Source organism: Pseudomonas sp. LBUM1670 (genome assembly GCF_059695695.1).
On the sequence record NZ_CP166783.1, the window covers coordinates 385,630 to 404,994 of the forward strand.

Annotated in this window: 20 protein-coding genes; 8 read left to right on the forward strand and 12 right to left on the reverse strand. The window is 59.9% G+C overall.

The window, feature by feature from the left end; all coding sequences use genetic code 11:
* Positions 1-100: 100 nt before the first annotated feature.
* The 5 genes from ACA073_RS01855 (at position 101) to ACA073_RS01875 (ending at position 7,303) form a co-directional block, all read left to right on the forward strand.
* The gene (locus ACA073_RS01855) at positions 101-1,915 is read left to right on the forward strand and encodes a glucan biosynthesis protein G (RefSeq protein ID WP_497401206.1); all 1,815 of its coding nucleotides are present in this window, start codon (positions 101-103) and stop codon (positions 1,913-1,915) included.
* Positions 1,908-4,478, forward strand: coding sequence for a glucans biosynthesis glucosyltransferase MdoH (gene mdoH / locus ACA073_RS01860; protein ID WP_497401208.1), 2,571 nt, complete (start codon positions 1,908-1,910; stop codon positions 4,476-4,478). Before ACA073_RS01855 ends, mdoH begins: the two co-directional genes overlap by 8 nt.
* A gap of 187 nt (positions 4,479-4,665) precedes the next feature.
* Positions 4,666-5,463, forward strand: a complete 798-nt coding sequence (locus ACA073_RS01865; protein WP_461952251.1) for a transporter substrate-binding domain-containing protein — start codon at positions 4,666-4,668, stop codon at positions 5,461-5,463.
* A gap of 153 nt (positions 5,464-5,616) precedes the next feature.
* Positions 5,617-6,576, forward strand: coding sequence for an amino acid ABC transporter permease (locus ACA073_RS01870; RefSeq protein WP_497401209.1), 960 nt, complete (start codon positions 5,617-5,619; stop codon positions 6,574-6,576).
* The gene (locus ACA073_RS01875) at positions 6,569-7,303 is read left to right on the forward strand and encodes an amino acid ABC transporter ATP-binding protein (protein ID WP_497401210.1); all 735 of its coding nucleotides are present in this window, start codon (positions 6,569-6,571) and stop codon (positions 7,301-7,303) included. The genes ACA073_RS01870 and ACA073_RS01875 overlap by 8 nt, the downstream gene beginning before the upstream one ends.
* Before the next feature lie 389 nt (positions 7,304-7,692).
* Here the strand turns inward: ACA073_RS01875 and ACA073_RS01880 are convergent, their stop codons facing one another.
* The 9 genes from ACA073_RS01880 to ubiE all read right to left on the reverse strand — a co-directional run bounded on the left by ACA073_RS01880 (position 7,693) and on the right by ubiE (position 13,739).
* Entirely contained in the window at positions 7,693-8,400 is a 708-nt protein-coding gene (locus tag ACA073_RS01880; RefSeq protein ID WP_497401211.1) for a 16S rRNA (uracil(1498)-N(3))-methyltransferase, read from the reverse strand.
* Entirely contained in the window at positions 8,397-9,191 is a 795-nt protein-coding gene (tatC, locus tag ACA073_RS01885; RefSeq protein WP_084322536.1) for a twin-arginine translocase subunit TatC, read from the reverse strand. The genes ACA073_RS01880 and tatC overlap by 4 nt, the downstream gene beginning before the upstream one ends.
* Complete coding sequence (gene tatB / locus ACA073_RS01890) at positions 9,188-9,622, reverse strand: Sec-independent protein translocase protein TatB (RefSeq protein WP_497401212.1); 435 nt, start codon at positions 9,620-9,622, stop codon at positions 9,188-9,190. The genes tatC and tatB overlap by 4 nt, the downstream gene beginning before the upstream one ends.
* 10 nt (positions 9,623-9,632) lie before the next feature.
* Positions 9,633-9,911 (reverse strand): twin-arginine translocase TatA/TatE family subunit, encoded by a 279-nt coding sequence (locus ACA073_RS01895; RefSeq protein ID WP_497401214.1) that lies wholly within the window; start codon positions 9,909-9,911, stop codon positions 9,633-9,635.
* A 25-nt stretch (positions 9,912-9,936) separates the two neighbouring features.
* Positions 9,937-10,269 carry a phosphoribosyl-ATP diphosphatase gene (locus ACA073_RS01900; RefSeq protein WP_008047820.1) on the reverse strand — a complete coding sequence of 111 codons (333 nt, stop codon included), beginning with the start codon at positions 10,267-10,269 and terminating at the stop codon, positions 9,937-9,939.
* On the reverse strand, positions 10,262-10,663 hold the full coding sequence (gene hisI, locus ACA073_RS01905) for a phosphoribosyl-AMP cyclohydrolase (RefSeq protein ID WP_150796910.1): 402 nt from the start codon (positions 10,661-10,663) through the stop codon (positions 10,262-10,264). Before hisI ends, ACA073_RS01900 begins: the two co-directional genes overlap by 8 nt.
* 81 nt (positions 10,664-10,744) lie before the next feature.
* Positions 10,745-12,349: a ubiquinone biosynthesis regulatory protein kinase UbiB gene (gene ubiB / locus ACA073_RS01910; protein WP_497401216.1), complete on the reverse strand. Its 1,605-nt coding sequence runs from the start codon at positions 12,347-12,349 to the stop codon at positions 10,745-10,747.
* The gene (locus ACA073_RS01915; protein WP_497401218.1) at positions 12,346-12,969 is read right to left on the reverse strand and encodes a ubiquinone biosynthesis accessory factor UbiJ; all 624 of its coding nucleotides are present in this window, start codon (positions 12,967-12,969) and stop codon (positions 12,346-12,348) included. Before ACA073_RS01915 ends, ubiB begins: the two co-directional genes overlap by 4 nt.
* Positions 12,969-13,739, reverse strand: coding sequence for a bifunctional demethylmenaquinone methyltransferase/2-methoxy-6-polyprenyl-1,4-benzoquinol methylase UbiE (ubiE, locus tag ACA073_RS01920; RefSeq protein WP_007948968.1), 771 nt, complete (start codon positions 13,737-13,739; stop codon positions 12,969-12,971). Before ubiE ends, ACA073_RS01915 begins: the two co-directional genes overlap by 1 nt.
* 155 nt (positions 13,740-13,894) lie before the next feature.
* Here ubiE and ACA073_RS01925 point away from each other — a divergent pair, with 155 nt between their 5' ends.
* The 3 genes from ACA073_RS01925 to ACA073_RS01935 all read left to right on the forward strand — a co-directional run bounded on the left by ACA073_RS01925 (position 13,895) and on the right by ACA073_RS01935 (position 15,625).
* Positions 13,895-14,170: a polyhydroxyalkanoic acid system family protein gene (locus tag ACA073_RS01925; protein WP_497401220.1), complete on the forward strand. Its 276-nt coding sequence runs from the start codon at positions 13,895-13,897 to the stop codon at positions 14,168-14,170.
* A 260-nt stretch (positions 14,171-14,430) separates the two neighbouring features.
* Positions 14,431-14,853, forward strand: coding sequence for a phasin family protein (locus tag ACA073_RS01930; RefSeq protein ID WP_497401222.1), 423 nt, complete (start codon positions 14,431-14,433; stop codon positions 14,851-14,853).
* A 10-nt stretch (positions 14,854-14,863) separates the two neighbouring features.
* Positions 14,864-15,625: a phasin family protein gene (locus ACA073_RS01935; protein WP_497401224.1), complete on the forward strand. Its 762-nt coding sequence runs from the start codon at positions 14,864-14,866 to the stop codon at positions 15,623-15,625.
* 200 nt (positions 15,626-15,825) lie between these two features.
* Here ACA073_RS01935 and ACA073_RS01940 read toward each other — a convergent pair whose 3' ends face one another.
* The 3 genes from ACA073_RS01940 to phaZ all read right to left on the reverse strand — a co-directional run bounded on the left by ACA073_RS01940 (position 15,826) and on the right by phaZ (position 19,289).
* Positions 15,826-16,446, reverse strand: a complete 621-nt coding sequence (locus tag ACA073_RS01940) for a TetR/AcrR family transcriptional regulator (protein WP_497401226.1) — start codon at positions 16,444-16,446, stop codon at positions 15,826-15,828.
* Between the two features lie 178 nt (positions 16,447-16,624).
* On the reverse strand, positions 16,625-18,307 hold the full coding sequence (gene phaC / locus ACA073_RS01945; protein WP_497401228.1) for a class II poly(R)-hydroxyalkanoic acid synthase: 1,683 nt from the start codon (positions 18,305-18,307) through the stop codon (positions 16,625-16,627).
* A 127-nt stretch (positions 18,308-18,434) separates the two neighbouring features.
* Positions 18,435-19,289, reverse strand: coding sequence for a poly(3-hydroxyalkanoate) depolymerase (gene phaZ / locus ACA073_RS01950; RefSeq protein WP_497401230.1), 855 nt, complete (start codon positions 19,287-19,289; stop codon positions 18,435-18,437).
* Between the last annotated feature and the right edge of the window lie 76 nt (positions 19,290-19,365).

Genomic DNA, 19,365 nt, shown 5'->3' on the forward strand with positions numbered 1-19,365 from the left:
GGCAAGAGTGGTCTGTAGGGGCGGGTTTTTCATGCCGTCTACCTCACAGGCCCTTCAACTGGCCGTTGGTTTTTTGATCTGTTTTCGGCGAGGGTTGCTCGTGATTGTTAGTCCCTGTATTGCACCAAAATTGTCTGCCAAACGGTTACGAAACGCTCTGGTAGCGGGCTCTGCTCTGCTCTGCCTGCTCAGCGCCGGCCAGCTTTGGGCATTCAGTCTGGATGATGTGTCGGCCAAGGCAAAAGAGCTGGCCGGGCAGAAATACGAAGCCCCGCGCAGTAACCTGCCGAACGAATTCCGCGAGATGAAATTCGCGGACTATCAGAAAATTCGCTTCCGCACCGAGAAAGCGGAATGGGCTGATCAGAAAACCCCGTTCAAACTGTCGTTCTATCACCAGGGCATGCACTTCGATACGCCGGTGAAAATCAACCAAATCACGGCCAACACCGTCGAAGAGATCAAATACGACCCAAGTCGTTTCGATTTCGGCGATGTGAAGTTCGATCCTAAAGCCACCGAACAGCTGGGTTACGCCGGCTTCCGTGTGCTGTACCCGATCAACAAGGCCGACAAGCAAGACGAAATCATGACCATGCTCGGCGCGAGTTACTTCCGCGTTATCGGCAAGGGTCACACCTATGGCTTGTCCGCTCGCGGCATGGCCATCGATACCGCGTTGCCGTCCGGCGAAGAATTCCCGCGTTTCACCGAGTTCTGGGTTCAACAGCCGAAACCGGGTGACAAGCACCTGGTCATTTTCGCCCTGCTGGATTCGCCACGCGCCACCGGTGCGTATCGCCTGACCCTGCGTCCGGGCAGCGACACCGTTGTTGACGTCAAGGCTCAGATGTTCCTGCGTGACAAGGTCACCAAGCTCGGCGTTGCACCGCTGACCAGCATGTTCCTGTTCGGCGCCAACCAGCCTTCCAAAGTGCTGAACTACCGTCGCGAGCTGCATGATTCCAGCGGTCTGTCGATCCATGCCGGCAACGGCGAATGGATCTGGCGTCCTCTGAACAACCCGAAACACCTGGCGGTGAGCAACTTCTCGATCGAGAACCCGCGCGGTTTCGGCCTGCTGCAACGTGGCCGTGACTTCAGTCACTACGAAGACCTCGATGACCGCTACGACAAACGCCCAAGTGCCTGGATCGAGCCAAAAGGCGACTGGGGCAAGGGTTCTGTAGACCTGGTTGAAATCCCGACCGCCGACGAAACCAACGACAACATCGTTGCGTTCTGGAGCCCGGAAAAATTGCCGGAGCCTGGCCAGCCGCTGGAATTCGGCTACCGCATGCACTGGACCATCGACGAAGCGTCGCTTCATGCACCGGACAGCGCTTGGGTCCAACAGACCCTGCGTTCCACGGGTGACGTGAAACAGTCCAACCTGATCCGCCAGCCGGACGGCAGCGTTGCCTACCTGGTGGACTTCGAAGGCCCGTCCCTGGCGGCCTTGTCTCCGGATGCGGACGTTCGCAGCCAGGTCAGCGTTGGCGACAACGCCGAGCTGGTCGAGAACAGCGTGCGTTACAATCCTGAAACCAAAGGCTGGCGCCTGACCCTGCGGATGAAAATCAAGGATCCAGGCAAGTCCACCGAGATGCGTGCAGCACTGGTTCAGAACGTCGTGCCTGCCGATCTCGCCAAGTCTTCGGTTCCATCGTCCAGTTCTTCTGTTGTCAAGGCTGACAAGGTTGCGGCCAGGCAAGCGGAGAAAGCGGACAAGGAAGCGAAGGCCGCCGAGGCCAAGCAGGCCGAAGCCAAGCCAGTCGTAGAGGCCAAGGACAAGGACAACAAAGACGCCAAGCAGCCTGCTGCTGCGGACGCGGCCCCAGCCACACCGGAATCGGCACCGACTGAAGAAGTCCTGACCGAGACCTGGAGCTACCAGTTGCCTGCCGATGAGTAATTCTCAAGTTCAGCCAGAGACTCTTGCCGAGTATCTGGCGCATTTACCGATGACCGACGAGCAGCGCGCGGAACTCGCGGGCTGCCAGTCCTTCAGCGAGCTGCACCAGCGCCTGTCGTCCTCGACGTTCGACGCACCAGCCGAGGCTGCTCAAGCCTCGGTGGGCCGTCGTTTGACCCTGAACTCCGCTGAAGAGCTGGAAGAAGCGGAAATGCTGGTGCTCGACGCCAGCGGTCGGGTTTGCCTCAAGGCAACGCCACCGATCCGCCGGACCAAAGTCGTGCCCGAGCCGTGGCGCACCAACATTCTGGTGCGTGGCTGGCGGCGTCTGACCGGTCGCACCAATCCGCCGGCCCCGCCGAAAGACGAGAACGTATTGCCAGCCGCGCGCTGGCGTACGGTCGGTTCGATCCGCCGTTACATCCTGCTGGTACTGATGCTCGGTCAAACCATCGTCGCCGGCTGGTACATGAAAGGCATCATGCCGTACCAGGGCTGGTCGTTCGTCGACCTGAACGAAGTCCTGCATCAACCCGTGATGCAAACCGTCACGCAAGTGCTGCCGTATGCGCTGCAAACCAGCATCCTGATCATGTTCGGGATTCTGTTCTGCTGGGTGTCGGCCGGTTTCTGGACAGCGCTGATGGGCTTCCTCGAGTTGCTCACCGGTCACGACAAATACCGCATCTCCGGTAAAAGTGCCGGCAACGAGCCGATCGCCAAGGACGCGCGCACCGCACTGGTGATGCCGATCTGCAACGAAGACGTGCCACGGGTGTTCGCCGGTTTGCGCGCGACGTTCGAGTCGGTTGCGGCTACGGGTGACCTGGATCGCTTCGACTTTTTCGTCCTCAGCGACAGTAACGATGCCGACATCTGCGTTGCCGAGCAGCAGGCCTGGCTGGACGTTTGCCGCGAGGCCAAGGGCTTCGGCAAGATTTTCTATCGCCGCCGTCGCCGTCGGGTAAAACGCAAAAGCGGCAACCTCGACGACTTCTGCCGTCGCTGGGGCGGTGACTACAAGTACATGGTCGTGCTCGACGCTGACTCCGTGATGAGCGGTGAGTGCCTGACCAGTCTGGTGCGCTTGATGGAAGCCACGCCGGACGCCGGGATCATTCAAACCGCGCCGCGCGCTTCGGGCATGGACACGCTGTATGCGCGCATGCAGCAGTTTGCGACCCGGGTGTACGGTCCGCTGTTTACCGCCGGTCTGCACTTCTGGCAGTTGGGCGAATCCCACTACTGGGGTCACAACGCGATCATTCGCATGAAGCCGTTCATCGAGCACTGCGCCCTGGCGCCGTTGCCGGGTAAAGGCGCGTTTGCCGGTGCGATTCTGTCCCACGACTTCGTCGAAGCCGCGCTGATGCGCCGTGCCGGCTGGGGCGTGTGGATTGCCTACGACTTGCCGGGCAGCTACGAAGAACTGCCGCCGAATCTGCTGGACGAACTCAAGCGTGACCGTCGCTGGTGCCACGGTAACCTGATGAACTTCCGCCTGTTCCTGGTCAAGGGCATGCACCCGGTACACCGCGCGGTGTTCCTGACGGGCGTGATGTCTTACCTGTCGGCACCGTTGTGGTTCTTCTTCCTCGTGCTATCGACGGCGCTGCTGGCGGTCAACACGCTGATGGAACCGCAGTACTTCCTGGAGCCGCGTCAGCTTTATCCGCTGTGGCCACAATGGCACCCGGACAAGGCGATCGCGTTGTTCTCGACCACCATCGTGCTGCTGTTCCTGCCGAAGTTGTTGAGCATCATCCTGATCTGGGCCAAGGGCGCGAAAGAGTTCGGCGGCAAGTTCAAGGTGACCTTGTCGATGCTGCTGGAGATGCTGTTCTCCATGCTGCTGGCGCCGGTGCGGATGATTTTCCACACCCGTTTCGTCCTCGCTGCGTTCCTCGGCTGGGCCGCGACCTGGAACTCGCCGCAACGTGACGATGATTCCACTCCATGGAGCGAAGCGGTCAAGCGCCACGGTCCGCAAACCCTGCTGGGCTTCTTCTGGGCGCTGCTGGTGATCTGGTTGAACCCGAGCTTCCTCTGGTGGCTGGTGCCGATCGTCGGATCGTTGATGCTGTCGATTCCGGTGTCGGTGATCTCCAGCCGCGTGGGCCTGGGCCTCAAGTCCCGTGACGAGAGCCTGTTCCTGATCCCTGAGGAATACAATCCCCCGCAGGCGTTGCTGTCGACTGACCAGTACACTCACGAAAATCGTTATCACGCGTTGAAAGACGGCTTCGTCCGCTCGGTGGTCGATCCACAGCAGAGCGCCCTGGCGTGCTCGCTGGCGACTTCGCGTCACCGTGAGGCCGAGCCGATCGAGTGGCTGCGGATCGAGCGTGTTCGCCATGCAATGAAAGCCGGGCCTGACGGCCTTACCAACAATGAGCGCGTGCAACTGCTGAGCGATCCGGTGGCACTGGCTCGTTTGCATGAGCAGGTCTGGAACGAAGGTCATCCCGAGTGGCTGGAAGCCTGGCGCAAATCGGTTAATTCCGATCCCCATGCGCCGTTGCTGCCGCTCAAGCCGCTGACTACGCAACCGCAATTGGCATAACAAAGAACCCCGCGAAAGCGGGGTTTTTTTCGTCTCATCGTTCTCAAACACTTGTGCAAACGAGCGAGTACGTTAGCATCCGTCCCCGAATTGGTGCGCCCGGATAATTTTTGTCCGCAGCGGTGCGTTTCCTGAGGGGAGCCGCCGTTTGCGCGCCTCACAACGCAATGGGTTTGGGGACATGATGATGAAGAAGTACCTCTCGATGCTGCTGGTCGGCGTCACGGCATTGGTTGCAGTCAGCGCGGCGCAGGCCGGTGCCATCGATGACGCGGTCAAGCGCGGCACGCTGAAAGTCGGCATGGACCCGACCTACATGCCGTTCGAGATGACCAACAAGCGCGGCGAGATCATCGGCTTCGAAGTCGACATCCTCAAAGCCATGGCCAAGGCCATGGGTGTCAAACTGGAGATGGTGTCCACCGGCTACGACGGCATCATCCCGGCCCTGCTGACCGACAAGTTCGACATGATCGGCAGTGGCATGACCCTGACCCAGGAACGCAACCTGCGCCTGAACTTCAGCGAACCGTTCATCGTGGTCGGCCAGACCTTGCTGATCCGCAAGGAGCTGGAAGGCACCATCAAGTCCTATAAAGACCTGAACACCGCCGACTACCGCATCACCTCCAAGCTCGGCACCACCGGCGAGATGGTTGCTAAAAAGCTGATCTCCCAGGCCAAGTACCACGGCTACGACAACGAGCAGGAAGCGGTGCTCGACGTGGTCAACGGCAAGGCCGACGCCTTCATCTATGACGCGCCTTACAACGTTGTGGCCGTGAACAAGGTCGGCAACGGCAAACTGGTGTTCCTCGACAAGCCGTTCACCTACGAACCGCTGGCCTTCGGTCTGAAGAAGGGTGACTACGACAGCATCAACTTCATCAACAACTTCCTGCACCAGATCCGCGAAGACGGCACCTACGATCGCATCCATGACAAGTGGTTCAAAGACACCGCTTGGCAAAAGGACATGGAATAAGGCTCGGTCAGATAGACCGCGTCGCCCCATTCGCGAGCAAGCCCGCTCCCACAATTGACCGCGTAGTGACTGACGACTCGGTCCAATGTGGGAGCGGGCTTGCTCGCGAAGACGGCCTCCCTGGCGACACAGAATTCGGAACCTGCTTACCCCATGAAACAGAAAAAAGCCCAATGGCCCTGGCACGTCTTGACCGTGATGGTGCTGATCGGCCTGGCCGGCGCGTTGTATTACGCCACCTCGCTGATGTCCTACGAATGGCGCTGGAACCGCGTGCCGCAGTATTTCGCCTACCACGCCGAAGAGTCCCAGCGCGCCGCCGACATCTCGACCGTCAGCGAACTGGTGCGCAAAGGCGACAAGGCTGAAGTCACCCTGCGCAACGACGCCGGGGACGAGCAACACGTAACCGTCGACGACAACAGCCTGCAAGTCGCTCAGGGCGATGATGTGGCCGAAGGTGACGTGATTGGCGTGACTCGCCATTGGGCTGCCGGCCCGCTGATGTGGGGTCTTTGGACCACCTTGTGGTTGTCCGTGGTGTCTGGCGTGCTCGGCTTGCTGATCGGCTTGGCAACCGGCCTGTGCCGTCTGTCGAACAACCCGACCCTGCGTGATCTGTCGACGATATACGTCGAACTGGTGCGCGGTACGCCATTGTTGGTGCAGATTTTCATTTTCTACTTCTTCATCGGCACCGTGATGAACCTGTCGCGGGAGTTCGCCGGGATCGCCGCGCTGTCGCTGTTCACCGGTGCCTATGTGGCGGAGATCATCCGCTCCGGCGTGCAGTCGATCGCCCGAGGCCAGAACGAAGCCGCGCGTTCCCTCGGCTTGAGCGCGGGTCAGTCGATGCGCCACGTGGTGCTGCCGCAAGCGTTCAAACGCGTGCTGCCGCCGCTCGCCGGGCAATTCATCAGCCTGGTCAAGGACACCTCGCTGGTGTCGGTGATCGCGATTACCGAGCTGCTGAAAAGCGGCCGCGAAGTCATCACCACCTCGTTCTCGCCATTCGAAATCCTGTTCTGCGTGGCCGGTCTGTATTTGTTGATCAACCTGCCGCTGTCGAAAATCGCCAGCCGGCTTGAGCGGAGGCTCGCGCAAAGTGATTGAAGTCCGCGAACTGGTAAAAGTCTTCGACACCCGCGGTCAGATAGTGCGCGCGGTGGATAACGTCAGCACAACCGTCGCCAAGGGCGAAGTGCTGGTAGTGATCGGCCCGTCCGGTTCCGGCAAGTCGACGTTTCTGCGCTGCCTCAATGGCCTGGAAGAATTCGACTCGGGCTCGGTGAGCATCGACGGTCTGCAACTGGCCGACCCGAAAACCGACGTGAATGCCTACCGTCGCGAAGTCGGCATGGTGTTCCAGCACTTCAACCTGTTCCCGCACATGACCGTGCTGGAAAACCTCTGCCTCGCCCAGAAAGTCGTGCGCAAGCGCGGCAAGAAGGAGCGTGAAGCCAAAGCGTTGGCATTGCTAGAGAAGGTCGGTATTGCGCAAAAGGCCAACGAGTACCCGTCGCGCCTGTCCGGCGGTCAGCAACAGCGCGTGGCGATTGCCCGAGCGCTGGCCATGGAACCCAAGGTCATGCTGTTCGATGAGCCGACCTCGGCCCTCGACCCGGAAATGGTCGGCGAAGTGTTGGACGTGATGAAAACCCTGGCCGTGGAAGGCATGACCATGGTCTGCGTCACCCATGAAATGGGTTTCGCCCGGGAAGTGGCGGATCGGGTGCTGTTCTTCGATCACGGCAAATTGCTGGAAGACGCCTCCCCGGCCGAGTTCTTCGATGCGCCGAAGGACCCGCGGGCTCAGGCGTTTTTGCGGCAGGTTCTCTAACCTTCAGCGCCTGCTGAACCGCCTTCGCGAGCAAGCCCGCTCCCACACTGGATCTGTGTCGTTTACAAAACCAGTGTGGGAGCGGGCTTGCTCGCGAAGGGGTCACCTCGGTTCTGAGTCAGCCGAGGCCTCCGCATCACCTCAAACCTTGAACCTGCCCACCAGCATTTACATATGCGTCCCCAACCGAGCCAGCTCGACGCTGGAGGTCGCGGTCTCTTCACTGGCGGCCGAGGTCTGCTCGGACACATAGCTAGCTTGTCCTAACGCCGCACCGTCCCGCTCGGCGCCGTAGCGCGATATTGGGGAATATAGAGCGATGGCCGCTTCGCGCCCAAGCGGGAGCAAGCTCCTTCGCCACAGGGTTTAGGTGAAGCTCAGGGACGGGGTTAGAAGAGGCGGGCGAGCAGCGCGGTGACGGCGGTTTCGACGCGCAGGATGCGCTCGCCCAGCTGTACCGGTTGCAGGCCGGACTTGGCCAGCAGGTCGATTTCGTAGGGGATCCAGCCGCCTTCCGGGCCGATGGCCAGGGTCACCGGTTCGTTCAGGCCGCGGGGGCAGGGCGGGTAATTGCCGGGATGACCGACCAGGCCGAGTGTGCCTTCGGCGATCGCTGGCAGTCGATCTTCGACGAACGGTTTGAAGCGCTTTTCAATGACAACTTCAGGCAACACGCTGTCCCGGGCCTGTTCAAGGCCGAGGATCAGTTGCTCGCGAATCGCTTCAGGTTCAAGAAACGGTGTTTGCCAGAAGCTCTTCTCGACGCGGTAGCTGTTCACCAGCACGATCCGTGGCACACCCATGGCCGCCACGGTCTGAAACACCCGGCGCAGCATTTTGGGCCGCGGAAGGGCCAGTACCAGGGTCAGCGGCAGCTTGGCCGGTGGCGGCTGGTCGAGCGTGACGCGCAGTTCGGCTTCATCGGCGTCCAGGCGCAGCACTTCGGCCGAACCCATCAGGCCGCCGATACGCCCCACGCGCATGTTGTCACCCACTTCACAGCGGTGAACTTCCTGCATGTGCGTCAACCGGCGATCGCGCAGGATCACCCGGTCGGCCGCAATGAAATCGGCCTCTTCGAGGAGCAGCAGGTTCACGGCTGGGTCGCTGGCGGCTGGTCGTTGTGATCGTCGACCGGCTGGTCGTCCGGGTGTTCGCCACGCTTGCTGATCAGGCCGCCGAACAGGATGCCGATTTCGAATAGCAGCCACATCGGTACGGCCAGCAGCGTCTGCGAAAAGATGTCCGGTGGCGTCAGGATCATGCCGACCACGAAGCAGCCGATGATCACGTACGGGCGGATTTTCTTCAGGTATTTGACGTCGACCACGCCGATCCATACCAGCAGCACCACGGCTACCGGGATTTCAAACGCCACGCCGAAGGCGAAGAACAGCGTCATGACGAAGTCGAGGTAGCTGCTGATGTCGGTCATCATCTCCACACCGGCCGGTGTGGCGGCGGCGAAGAATTTGAAGATCAGCGGGAACACCAGGTAGTAGGCGAACGCCATGCCGGCGTAGAACAGCATAATGCTTGATACCAGCAAGGGTACGGCGATGCGCTTCTCATGCTTGTACAGGCCCGGCGCGATAAAGCCCCAGATTTGATGCAGGATGACCGGGATCGCAAGGAACAGCGAGACCATCATGGTCAGCTTCAGCGGCGTCAGGAACGGCGACGACACGTCGGTGGCGATCATCGTCGCGCCGACCGGCAGGTACTGGCGCAGCGGCGTGGAGACGAAGGTGTAGATCTGCTGGGTGAAGGCGAACAGCCCGGCGAAGATGATGAAGATCGCCGCTACACAGCGCAGCAGACGGGTACGCAACTCGGTGAGGTGCGAAACCAGCGGCATGTGCTGGTCGTTTTCAGGGAGATCGCTCATGGGGCTCGCGGCGGCAGTGTTGGGTCATGAGGGGCCGGCGCAACAGGCGCAGCCGCAGGCGTAACAGGTTCAACCGGAAGTGCTGCAACAACGGGCGCAGGTTCTGCAGCCGCTACAACAGGTGCAGGTTCGGCAGCATGAATCGTCTGCTCCGCCACCGGTTGAACCGGCGTGGCTTCCTGCTGAATCGGCGTGAAAATTTTCCGCGCCTCCTGTTCCAGCGACAGAATGTGCTCGTTGTGCAGTTGCCGACGAATCTCGTCGGCACCGATTTCACGTTCAACTTCCTGTTTGATTGCGTTGAAGCTGCGCTTCAGACGCCCGACCCACAGGCCGGCTGTGCGCGCAGCCCCCGGCAGACGCTCGGGACCCAGCACCAGCAGGGCCACGAGGCCGACGAGCAGCAGTTCAGAGAAGCTGATACCAAACATTAGTCAGTGCTCACACGTCTTTGCGGATCGGCTCTTCGACTTTTTGCGCCTGCACGTCGATGGTGTGCGGCTGGTTCACGGACTGTGTGGTCTGTGGCTGAACCGGTGGCACCGGTTGGGCCGGGGCCACGGTCGGGTCGACGGTCTTGTCTTCATCATTCATGGCTTTGCGAAAGCCCTTGATCGACTCGCCGACGTCAGTACCGAGGTTTTTCAGTTTCTTGGTGCCGAACACCAAAACGACAACAACCAGGATGACGATCCAGTGTTTCCAGTCAAAAATGCCCATGTTGCTGCTCCTCTCTAATAGTTATTCAGGCGGACGGGCGCGAGGCTTTCTCGGCGTGTCCGGACAGACCGAAACGACGGTCAAGTTCATCGAGTACAGCCTGTGGATGCTGCCCCAGTTGGGCGAGCATTACCATGCTGTGGAACCACAAATCGGCGGTCTCGTAGATCACATCGCTGCAGTCACCGCTGATGGCGGCGTCCTTGGCGGCAATGATGGTTTCGACCGACTCTTCGCCGACTTTTTCCAGAATCTTGTTCAAGCCCTTGTGGTAAAGGCTGGCGACGTAAGAGCTGTCGGCGGCGGCGCCTTTGCGCTCTTCCAGCACTTCGGCCAGTCGGGTCAGAGTGTCACTCATGGGTGTGCCCTGCGGAATAGATGGCGTGCGGATCTTTCAGGACCGGGTCGACGGTTGTCCAGTCGCCGTTCTCAAAGACGCGATAAAAGCAGCTTTGGCGGCCGGTATGGCAGGCGATGTCGCCGATCTGCTCGACCATCAGAATGATCACGTCTGCGTCACAGTCCAGGCGCATCTCATGCAGGGTCTGCACGTGGCCGGACTCTTCGCCCTTGCGCCACAGCTTGCCACGGGAACGCGACCAGTAAATGGCGCGGTTCTCAGCAGCGGTCAGTTCCAGCGCTTCACGGTTCATCCAGGCCATCATCAGGACGCGCCCGGTCTTGTGATCCTGGGCAATCGCCGGCACCAGGCCATCGGCGTCCCACTTGATCTCGTCCAGCCAGTTTTTCATCTTCGACTCCGACAACGGGTTCCACACTTCATGAGTAGAACCCAAGCGTTGAAACAGTGTGCCAGTGCGCAACACAACTGGCTATCGGCGAACGACCAGATACAAGCCGACGGCCATCATGATTCCGGCCGGCCAGTAAGCCAGTTCGTTCAGCGGCCCGCCTACGGCGAGTATCGAACCGCCGGCCAGATGGGCTGTGCCGAGCAGGCGCAAAAACCAGTCATCGCGACGTCGATGCCACGGTGGCGGCGGGTCGTACGCGTGGGGCTGGGACATGCGTTCAAGCAAATCGCGGGCCATATTGGCCAGGTGCGGCAGCTGTTCGAACTGGCTCTGCACGTTGCCGAGCAAGGCTTTGGGGCTGACGCGTTCACGCATCCAGCGTTCAAGGAACGGTTGGGCGGTGTTCCACAAATCGAGGTCCGGGTACAACTGGCGGCCGAGGCCTTCGATGTTCAGCAAGGTTTTCTGCAAAAGAACAAGCTGCGGCTGCACTTCCATGTTGAAGCGTCGAGCGGTCTGGAACAGGCGCATCAGCACCTGGCCAAAGGAAATATCCTTTAACGGTTTTTCGAAGATCGGCTCGCACACCGTACGGATCGCTGCTTCGAATTCGTTGAGTTTGGTTTCCGCCGGCACCCAACCCGAATCGATGTGCAATTGCGCCACACGACGGTAGTCACGTTTGAAAAACGCGAACAGGTTGCGCGCCAGGTAATCCTGGTCTTCCGGGGTCAGGCTGCCGACGATGCCGCAGTCGATCGCAATGTACTGCGGGCTCCACGGGTTCACGGTGCTGACGAAGATGTTGCCCGGGTGCATGTCGGCGTGGAAGAAACTGTCGCGGAACACCTGGGTGAAGAAGATCTCCACGCCACGCTCGGCGAGCATTTTCATGTCGGTGCGTTGATCGGCGAGGGTCGCCAGATCGGTCACCTGAATCCCGTAGATACGCTCCATCACCAGCACTTTCGGCCGGCACCAGTCCCAATAGACTTGCGGCACATACAGCAGCGGCGAACCTTCGAAGTTGCGCTTCAACTGGCTGGCGTTGGCCGCCTCGCGCAGCAGGTCGAGTTCGTCGTAGATGGTTTTTTCGTAGTCCTGCACCACGTCCACCGGGTGCAGCAGGCGCGCATCGGCGGAGAGTTTTTCCGCGGCGCGGGCGAGGATGAACAGCCACGCCAGATCCTGCGCGATGATGGGTTTCAGGCCGGGACGGATGACTTTGACGACGACTTCTTCACCGGTTTTCAGCTGCGCGGCATGCACCTGCGCCACCGAAGCGGAAGCCAGTGGTTCGACGTCGAAGCGGCTGAACACTTCACTGATTTTCTTGCCGAGCTGTTCTTCGATCAGCTTGATCGACACTTGCGAATCGAACGGCGGCACGCGGTCCTGCAACTTCATCAGCTCGTCGGCGATGTCTTCCGGCAGCAGGTCGCGGCGGGTGGACAGGATCTGCCCGAACTTGATGAAAATCGGCCCCAGGTCCTGCAGCGCCAGACGCAATCGGGCGCCACGGCTCAGGTCCAGCGTCTTGCGCGGGAACCAGCGCCACGGCAAGGCGTAACGCAGCGCCAGCAGAAACCACGGCAGCGGCAGGGCGAACAGCAGGTCATCGAGGCGGTAGCGAATCACAACGCGCTGGATGCGCAACAAACGGCGGACGGCAAGCAGCTTCATGCGTTATCGCTTGGGTCGAGGGATCGGGAAAGGCGCTCGAAACGCGCCTCGAGACGTTCCAGATCGAGTTTGATCTGGTCCAGTTCACTGAAACGGGCTTCGGCTTCGCGCTGACCGACGAGGGTGCGCGATTCTTCGGCCAGGTATTCGCCCAGGTTCTGATTGAGGCTGGCGAACCCTTGCTGATACCAGCGTGCGCGGCTGCGCAAATGACCGCCGACCAGGTGCGTGGCAACAGGTCCCAGCCAGCGCGAGAGTTCGTACTCCCAGTCCAGCTCGAGGTCCTGAAGGATCGCCGCCAGTTCCAGCAGCACACCGCTGTCGCCGTAGAGCTCGACTTCGGGGCCATGCAGAACCGAGGTCTTGTCCTTGCTCATCGCCAGTTTCAACAGGCTTGAGGCCGGTGCACGCAAGGTGCAGTCGGCGCCGGTTTCCCAGTGGGACGCCAGCATCAAGCCTTCGTCGCTGGGCAGGATGAACAGTTGCAGTGCCGGGCTGCGGCAGTCGATGGCAATCACCTTGCCGCTCAAATGTGCCAGCCGTGGCAGCGCCGTGCTGTCGAGACGCAGCACCCGGTTCAGACCGAGCTCAACGCTGGCGAGCAGTCCGGCCAGCAACATCAGGGCTTGATGCCGCGGTGCAGGGCGACGATGCCTGCGGTCATGTTGTGATAGGTCACGCGGTCGAAACCGGCCTCGACCATCATCGACTTCAGGGTTTCCTGATTCGGGTGCATGCGGATCGATTCGGCCAGGTAACGATAGCTTTCCGAGTCGTTGGTGATCAGCTTGCCCATCAGCGGCATGAAGGCGAACGAGTAGGCGTCGTAGGCCTTGGACATCAGCGCGTTGGTCGGCTTGGAGAATTCCAGCACCAGCAGACGGCCGCCCGGTTTCAGCACGCGCAGCATCGAGCGCAAGGCGTCTTCTTTATGGGTGACGTTGCGCAGGCCGAAAGCGATGGTCACGCAGTCGAAATGGTTGTCCGGGAACGGCAGCTTTTCAGCGTCGGCCTGAACGAATTCAACGTTGCCGGCCACACCCAGGTCCAGCAGGCGGTCACGACCGACCTTGAGCATGGACTCATTGATGTCGGCCAACACCACCTGACCGGTCGGGCCCACGAGGTGCGAGAACTTTTTGGTCAGGTCGCCCGTGCCGCCAGCGATGTCCAGCACACGGTTGCCGGTGCGCACGCCCGACAACTCGATCGCGAAACGCTTCCACAGACGGTGCATGCCGCCCGACAGGAGGTCGTTCATCAAGTCGTACTTGGCGGCTACCGAGTGGAAAACCTCTGCGACTTTTTCCGCTTTTTGGCTTTCCGGAACGTTTTTGAAACCGAAGTGAGTGGTGGGTTCGGCATCGCTGCCTTTGCGCTGATCAGTCATATCGCTGTCACCAGAAGAGAATGCGGGACATTCTAATCCCGGTGGCCTGCTTTGTCTTGGCAAGGCTGAAGGTAAGATAGGCAACCGCCGGGACGTTTTGCCGCAGCAGCGGTCAAGATGGATCAGGAAAGTATCCATAAAGCAGGAGTCATTTGATGGCCCGTATTAGTGTTGAACGTGCCCACGGCCTGGGCAAGGAAGCGGCCCGCGAGAAGGCCGACAAGCTGGCGCAGAACCTCTGTGTTCAATATGGCCTGGAGCCGCAATGGTCGGGCGATACCCTGAACCTCAGACGTTCCGGTGTGAAAGGCGCGGTGCATGTGGGGGAGAATTCGATCAAGGTCGAGGTCGAGTTGGGCCTGTTGATGTCGGCCATGAGCGGCACGATCAAATCGGAAATCGAAAAGGGGCTGGATAAAGCGTTGGTCTGATCCCCTCTGGATTTGTGAATGCATTCCCTGTGGGAGCGGGCTTGCTCCGGGCGGCGTTCCGACGAAGGCGGTATACCAGTCGCCATCAATGTTGAATGTGCCGGCCTCTTCGCGAGCAAGCCCGCTCCCACATTTGTTAGTTGTACCCAACGTTATATTTCAGTTGTTAGGGTGCTGTTTCTAATTTTTCTCCCTACTTTGTGCCTGAGCCCGACACTTTCGCGGGCAGTTCCTCAAACCTTCTGCGCGTGAGGTGTACCATGGTCAAAGTTATTTTGAAGAAAAAAATCGACGCTTCGACAACGGCTCTTAACGACGTTAAATCTTACGCCCGCAAGATCTGGCTGGCAGGCCTGGGTGCCTACACCAAGGTTGGCCAAGAAGGCAGCGAGTACTTTCAAGAGTTGGTCAAGGCTGGTCAAGTTGTTGAAAGTGAAGGTAAAAAGGCAGTTGCCGAGAAACTTGAAGCCGCTAACGCCGAGATCGATGAAGTCAAGAATGAAGTGAGCACTTTCAAAGGCCGGGTCGAACTTCAACTCGACAAGGTCGAGAAGGCTTTTGACTCGCGTGTCGCAAGTGCCTTGAATCGTATCGGCATTCCGTCTAAACATGACGTTGAGACACTCTCTGTTAAGCTCGATGAGCTGACGGCATTGCTCGAACGCGTCGCGCGTAATTCTTAAGGAGAACGGGATGGCTGGTAAAAAGAACACCGAAAAAGAAGGCAGCTCGTGGATTGGGAAGGTCGAAGACTACTCCCGCAAAATCTGGCTGGCTGGTTTAGGCGTGTACTCGAAGATCGACACCGACGGCAGCAAGCTCTTCGATGCATTGGTCAAAGACGGCGAGAAAGCCGAGAAGCTCACCAAGAGCGCTGTCGACAAAAAAGTCGAAGACGTCAAGGACTCCGCTTCCTCGGCCAAATCGCGCATCAGTGGCGTGAAAGATCGTGCACTGGGCAAGTGGGATGAGCTGGAAGGTGCTTTCGACAAGCGCCTGAACAGCGCCATTTCGCGCCTGGGTGTACCGAGCCGTAATGAAGTGAAAGCGCTGCACAGCAAGGTCGATACCCTGACCAAGCAAATCGAAAAACTCACCGGTGCCAAGGTTGCGCCTGTTGCGGCCAAACCTGCTGCCAAACCACTGGCAAAAGCGGCTGCTAAACCGGCTGCCAAAACTGCCGCAGCGAAACCTGCAGCAGCCAAGCCAGCGGCCAAACCGGTCGCCGCCAAAGCAGCAGCAAAACCGGCAGTCAAGCCAGCGGCAAAACCTGCCGCAGCGAAGACGCCAGCAGTGAAAAAACCGGCAGCGCCGAAAGCCGGTGCACCTAAACCAGCGGTGGCGGCCGCCAAACCGGCAACCCCGGTGAGCACTTCGAACTCTGCTACCGCGCCAACCCCTGCTGCAACCCCGACTGCCGCGCCAGCTCCATCGACGCCAACCAGTCAGTCCTGATTTCAGGGCTCAAAAAACGCCCGGCCTGCGAAGGTCGGGCGTTTTTGTTTGTTAATACATTCTACAAACCATCGAAAATCCAATGTGGGAGCGGGCTTGCTCGCGAATGCGGTGTGTCAGACGACATCAATGCTAAATGACACACCGTATTCGCGAGCAAGCCCGCTCCCACATTGGATTTGGGTACAACCAGAATTCAGTCACTCGTGTTCTTTGAGGTATTGCAGTGCCAGCTGCTCGGTCGCGACCTTGATCGGCGGCAGCAGATGCGGCGCCACTAGCATCATGATCTGATACACCACCAACTTCACCTCACCCTCACGATCCAGAATCCGCTGATAATCCAGCGAGAACAGCAGGGTCATGGTGATCTGCTCCACCAGTTGCCCCAGCGCCTGTGTTTCGCTGACCAACTGCCCCTGAGCCTTCAACCGCGCCAGCAATGACGCCAGCGTGCGCTTCAGCGCATTGAGCAGGTTGCGTATTCCTTTGGCCAGTTTCGGCAGGCGCCCGGCGAGGTTCGACAGGTCCTGGAACAAAAACCGGTAATGAGCCAGGCGCTCGACGATCAAATGCAGAAACAGCCAATAGTCGTCAGGGGCCAGTTCCACGTCGGACGGCGGATCGAGCAGCGGCGCGAGCTCCGCCTGGAAGCGTTCGAACAACCCGAGAATCAGCGGTTCCTTGCCGTGGAAGTGGTAGTAGAGGTTGCCCGGGCTGATGCCCATTTCGTTGGCAACTTCCATGGTGGAGACGTTGGGTTCGCCCTTCTGGTTAAACAACTGCAGGGCACATTCGAGGATCCGGTCGCGGGTTTTCATCCAGTCTTCTTAATGGTCAGTTAGTGCCGCAGTCGAACCCCTCCCTGTAGGAGCGAGCTCGCTCGCGATGGACGTTAACGATTACGCGTGCTGCCTGATTAAACCGCGGTGCCGTTGCGTTTTTCGCGAGCAAGCTCGCTCCTACAGAGGATATGTGGTGGCCGCGGTGTGTTGAGCGTCAGCGCACGCGCACGTAAGTACCGGGTGCCGCCTCCATCGGTGGATAGTTCTGATTGCCGAGCGCCATGTGGGTTTCTTTCTGCGCGCCCGAGCGTTCCTGAATCCAGCTCAGCCATTGCGTCCACCAACTGCCGTCGACTTGCTTGGCGTCGTAATACCAGGCCCGTGGATCGCTGCTCAGTTTCGTGCTTTCGATAAAGTTGGCTTTCGGGTTTGAGGGCGGGTTGAGAATGCTCTGCACATGACCGCTGTTGGACAGCAGAAAGCGTCGCTCGCCACCCAGCAGCAGCGTCGAGCGATACACCGCATCCCACGGGGTAATGTGGTCGTTGATGCCGGCCACGCTGAAGCTGTCGACGGTGACTTTCTGCAGATCGATCGGCGTGCCGCACACTTCAAGACCGCCCGGATGACTCAGCGGGTTGTGCTTGAAGAAGTCCAGCAGGTCGCCATGAAAGGCTGCCGGCAGACGCGTGTTGTCGTTGTTCCAGTAGAGAATGTCGAATGCCGGCGGCTCCTTGCCCAACAGGTAGTTGTTGACGAAGTAGCTCCAGATCAAATCGTTGGGGCGCATCCAGGCGAAGACCTTGGCCATGTCGCGACCGTCCAGCACGCCCTTCTGATAGGACCGGCGCTTGGCCGCTTCCAGGGTCTGTTCGTCGGCGAATAGCGTCGCCGGACTCTCCATCTGGCTGTCGAGCAAGCTCACCAGGTACGTCGCGCTGGATACCCGGCGCAACTGTCGCTTGGCTTGCAAATGACCTTGCAGCGCGGCAATGGTCAGCCCGCCGGCGCAGGCGCCCATCAGGTTGACCTCGCGGGCACCGGTGATCGCCCGGCACACGTTCATCGCTTCTTCCACGGCTTCGACGTAGGTCGACAGGCCCCATTCGCGATGGCGCACATCCGGGTTGCGCCAACTGATCATGAAGGTCTGCAGGCCGTTTTTCAGGGCGAACTGGACGAAGCTGTTGCCGGGGCTCAGGTCGAAAATGTAGTACTTGTTGACCTGTGGCGGCACCACCAGCAGCGGTTTGGAATACTGCTTTTCGCTCATCGGCTTGTACTGGATCAGCTCCAGCAGCTCATTGCGAAACACCACGGAGCCGGTGGTGGTAGCGACCGTTTTGCCGACCTCGAACGCCTGTTTGGTGACTTGCCTTGGCAGGCCGTCGTTGTGCAGGAAATCATCGACCAGATGACTGATGCCCCGCACCAGGCTGTTGCCGCCGGAGTTGAAGATCTCTTTGATCGCCAGCGGATTGAGCAGGGTGTTGGACGGTGACACCGCATCGTTGAGCAGGGCGAACGCGAAGTGGGCGCGGGCGCGATCGTCCGGGGACATATTGCTATCGTCGATCCAGCTTTTGACCTGCTTCTGCCAACTCAGGTACGCCTGCAGGCTGCGGCGATAAAACGGGTTGAGGCTCCAGGCCGGGTCGGCAAAGCGACTGTCCTGCGGGTTGGTCGGGTGCAGGGTTTCGCCCAGCAACACCCGCCCCAATTGACCGCCCAGCTTCAAGGCGTGTCGGGCGCTGTGCACCGGGTTGCGCAAACCATGGGCGGCAACGCTGCGCAGGGTCGACATCAGATCCCGACCACGCAGGCCGGTAATCGCACTCTGTGCGTTGATGAACGCGGCGGGAGTGGGCAACAACTCCCTCGCTGGTTTTTCGCGCATGACTCAACACTCCTTCGTCTTCAGGCCAAAAACAAATACATCGAACCAGAACACCATAGACGCTGTAACGGGTTGTTGCGCGGCGCGGCGTCCTGCCGACCCCTTTTTGTCACAAAAGCCGGGGTCGCTAACCGCCCAATGGCGCCGGATGCGGATGCATTACGGCGCGCTGCCGTTCTTCCTCGAGAAATTTCATGATGATCGGCGCCACGGCCTCGGCGCGGGTGATCAGGAACAGATGCCCGTCATCGATAATGTGCAACTGGGCATTGGGAATCCGCCAGGCCAGCAGTCGCATGTTGATCAGCGGGATCAGTGGATCGTCGTCGCCCGCCAGCACCAACGTCGGCTGATGGATCTTGTGCAGCCAGTGAATGCTGGTCCAGCCGAGGCCGGCGAACAGCTGCCAGTAGTAACCGAGTTTGCCTGCCGAACGCACTTTTGCCGCATGGCTGGCGGCGAGGGTCGGATCGCGGCGGAACGAGCCGCCGTAGATCATTGGCGCAATACGGATCACATGCGACGGCTGGATGTAGCGCCGCGGGCTGGCCATCATCCACAGCACTTTCGGCTTGCCCGGCACCATCAGCGCACCGGCCGCCGTGGCTGCCAGCACCAGTTTCTTGCAGCGTTCGGGATAGTCGTAGGCGAACTGCTGGGCGAGGGCGCCCCCCCACGACACACCGATCACGTTGACTCGTCCGTAGTCGAGATAGTCGAGCATCCGCGCCGTGAGTCTGGCCAGGCCCGGAAAACGGTAAGGCCGTCTCGGTGTCGACGAGCCGCCAACGCCCGGGACATCGAAAGCGATGACTTCCAGGTCCGGGTCCAGCGCGTCGACGAACGGAAACACCAGCTCCAGGTTGGCGCCGATGCCATTGAAAATCAGCAAGGGGGTCAAGTGAGGCTTGCCGGGGCGTACCGCCGTGCGGAGGGTCTGGCCATCCAGGTCGACGGTACGAAAAATGAACGGTTGCGGCATGCTTCAAGCCCTGTGTGTTAATTCGTCCCCGCTCCCCTTGTGGGAGCGCGCTTTTGTGGTGAGGGGATTTATCCCC

Excerpts from the sequence above, each read along its gene's own strand:
- mdoH (WP_497401208.1), top strand. The coding sequence starts at position 1,908 with ATGAGTAATTCTCAAGTTCAGCCAGAGACTCTTGCCGAGTATCTGGCG.
- ACA073_RS01865 (WP_461952251.1), top strand. The coding sequence starts at position 4,666 with ATGAAGAAGTACCTCTCGATGCTGCTGGTCGGCGTCACGGCATTGGTT.
- ACA073_RS01870 (WP_497401209.1), top strand. The coding sequence starts at position 5,617 with ATGAAACAGAAAAAAGCCCAATGGCCCTGGCACGTCTTGACCGTGATG.
- tatC (WP_084322536.1), bottom strand. The coding sequence starts at position 9,191 with ATGAGCGATCTCCCTGAAAACGACCAGCACATGCCGCTGGTTTCGCAC.
- tatB (WP_497401212.1), bottom strand. The coding sequence starts at position 9,622 with ATGTTTGGTATCAGCTTCTCTGAACTGCTGCTCGTCGGCCTCGTGGCC.
- ACA073_RS01895 (WP_497401214.1), bottom strand. The coding sequence starts at position 9,911 with ATGGGCATTTTTGACTGGAAACACTGGATCGTCATCCTGGTTGTTGTC.
- ACA073_RS01900 (WP_008047820.1), bottom strand. The coding sequence starts at position 10,269 with ATGAGTGACACTCTGACCCGACTGGCCGAAGTGCTGGAAGAGCGCAAA.
- hisI (WP_150796910.1), bottom strand. The coding sequence starts at position 10,663 with ATGAAAAACTGGCTGGACGAGATCAAGTGGGACGCCGATGGCCTGGTG.
- ubiB (WP_497401216.1), bottom strand. The coding sequence starts at position 12,349 with ATGAAGCTGCTTGCCGTCCGCCGTTTGTTGCGCATCCAGCGCGTTGTG.
- ACA073_RS01915 (WP_497401218.1), bottom strand. The coding sequence starts at position 12,969 with ATGTTGCTGGCCGGACTGCTCGCCAGCGTTGAGCTCGGTCTGAACCGG.
- ubiE (WP_007948968.1), bottom strand. The coding sequence starts at position 13,739 with ATGACTGATCAGCGCAAAGGCAGCGATGCCGAACCCACCACTCACTTC.
- ACA073_RS01925 (WP_497401220.1), top strand. The coding sequence starts at position 13,895 with ATGGCCCGTATTAGTGTTGAACGTGCCCACGGCCTGGGCAAGGAAGCG.
- ACA073_RS01930 (WP_497401222.1), top strand. The coding sequence starts at position 14,431 with ATGGTCAAAGTTATTTTGAAGAAAAAAATCGACGCTTCGACAACGGCT.
- ACA073_RS01935 (WP_497401224.1), top strand. The coding sequence starts at position 14,864 with ATGGCTGGTAAAAAGAACACCGAAAAAGAAGGCAGCTCGTGGATTGGG.
- ACA073_RS01940 (WP_497401226.1), bottom strand. The coding sequence starts at position 16,446 with ATGAAAACCCGCGACCGGATCCTCGAATGTGCCCTGCAGTTGTTTAAC.
- phaC (WP_497401228.1), bottom strand. The coding sequence starts at position 18,307 with ATGCGCGAAAAACCAGCGAGGGAGTTGTTGCCCACTCCCGCCGCGTTC.
- phaZ (WP_497401230.1), bottom strand. The coding sequence starts at position 19,289 with ATGCCGCAACCGTTCATTTTTCGTACCGTCGACCTGGATGGCCAGACC.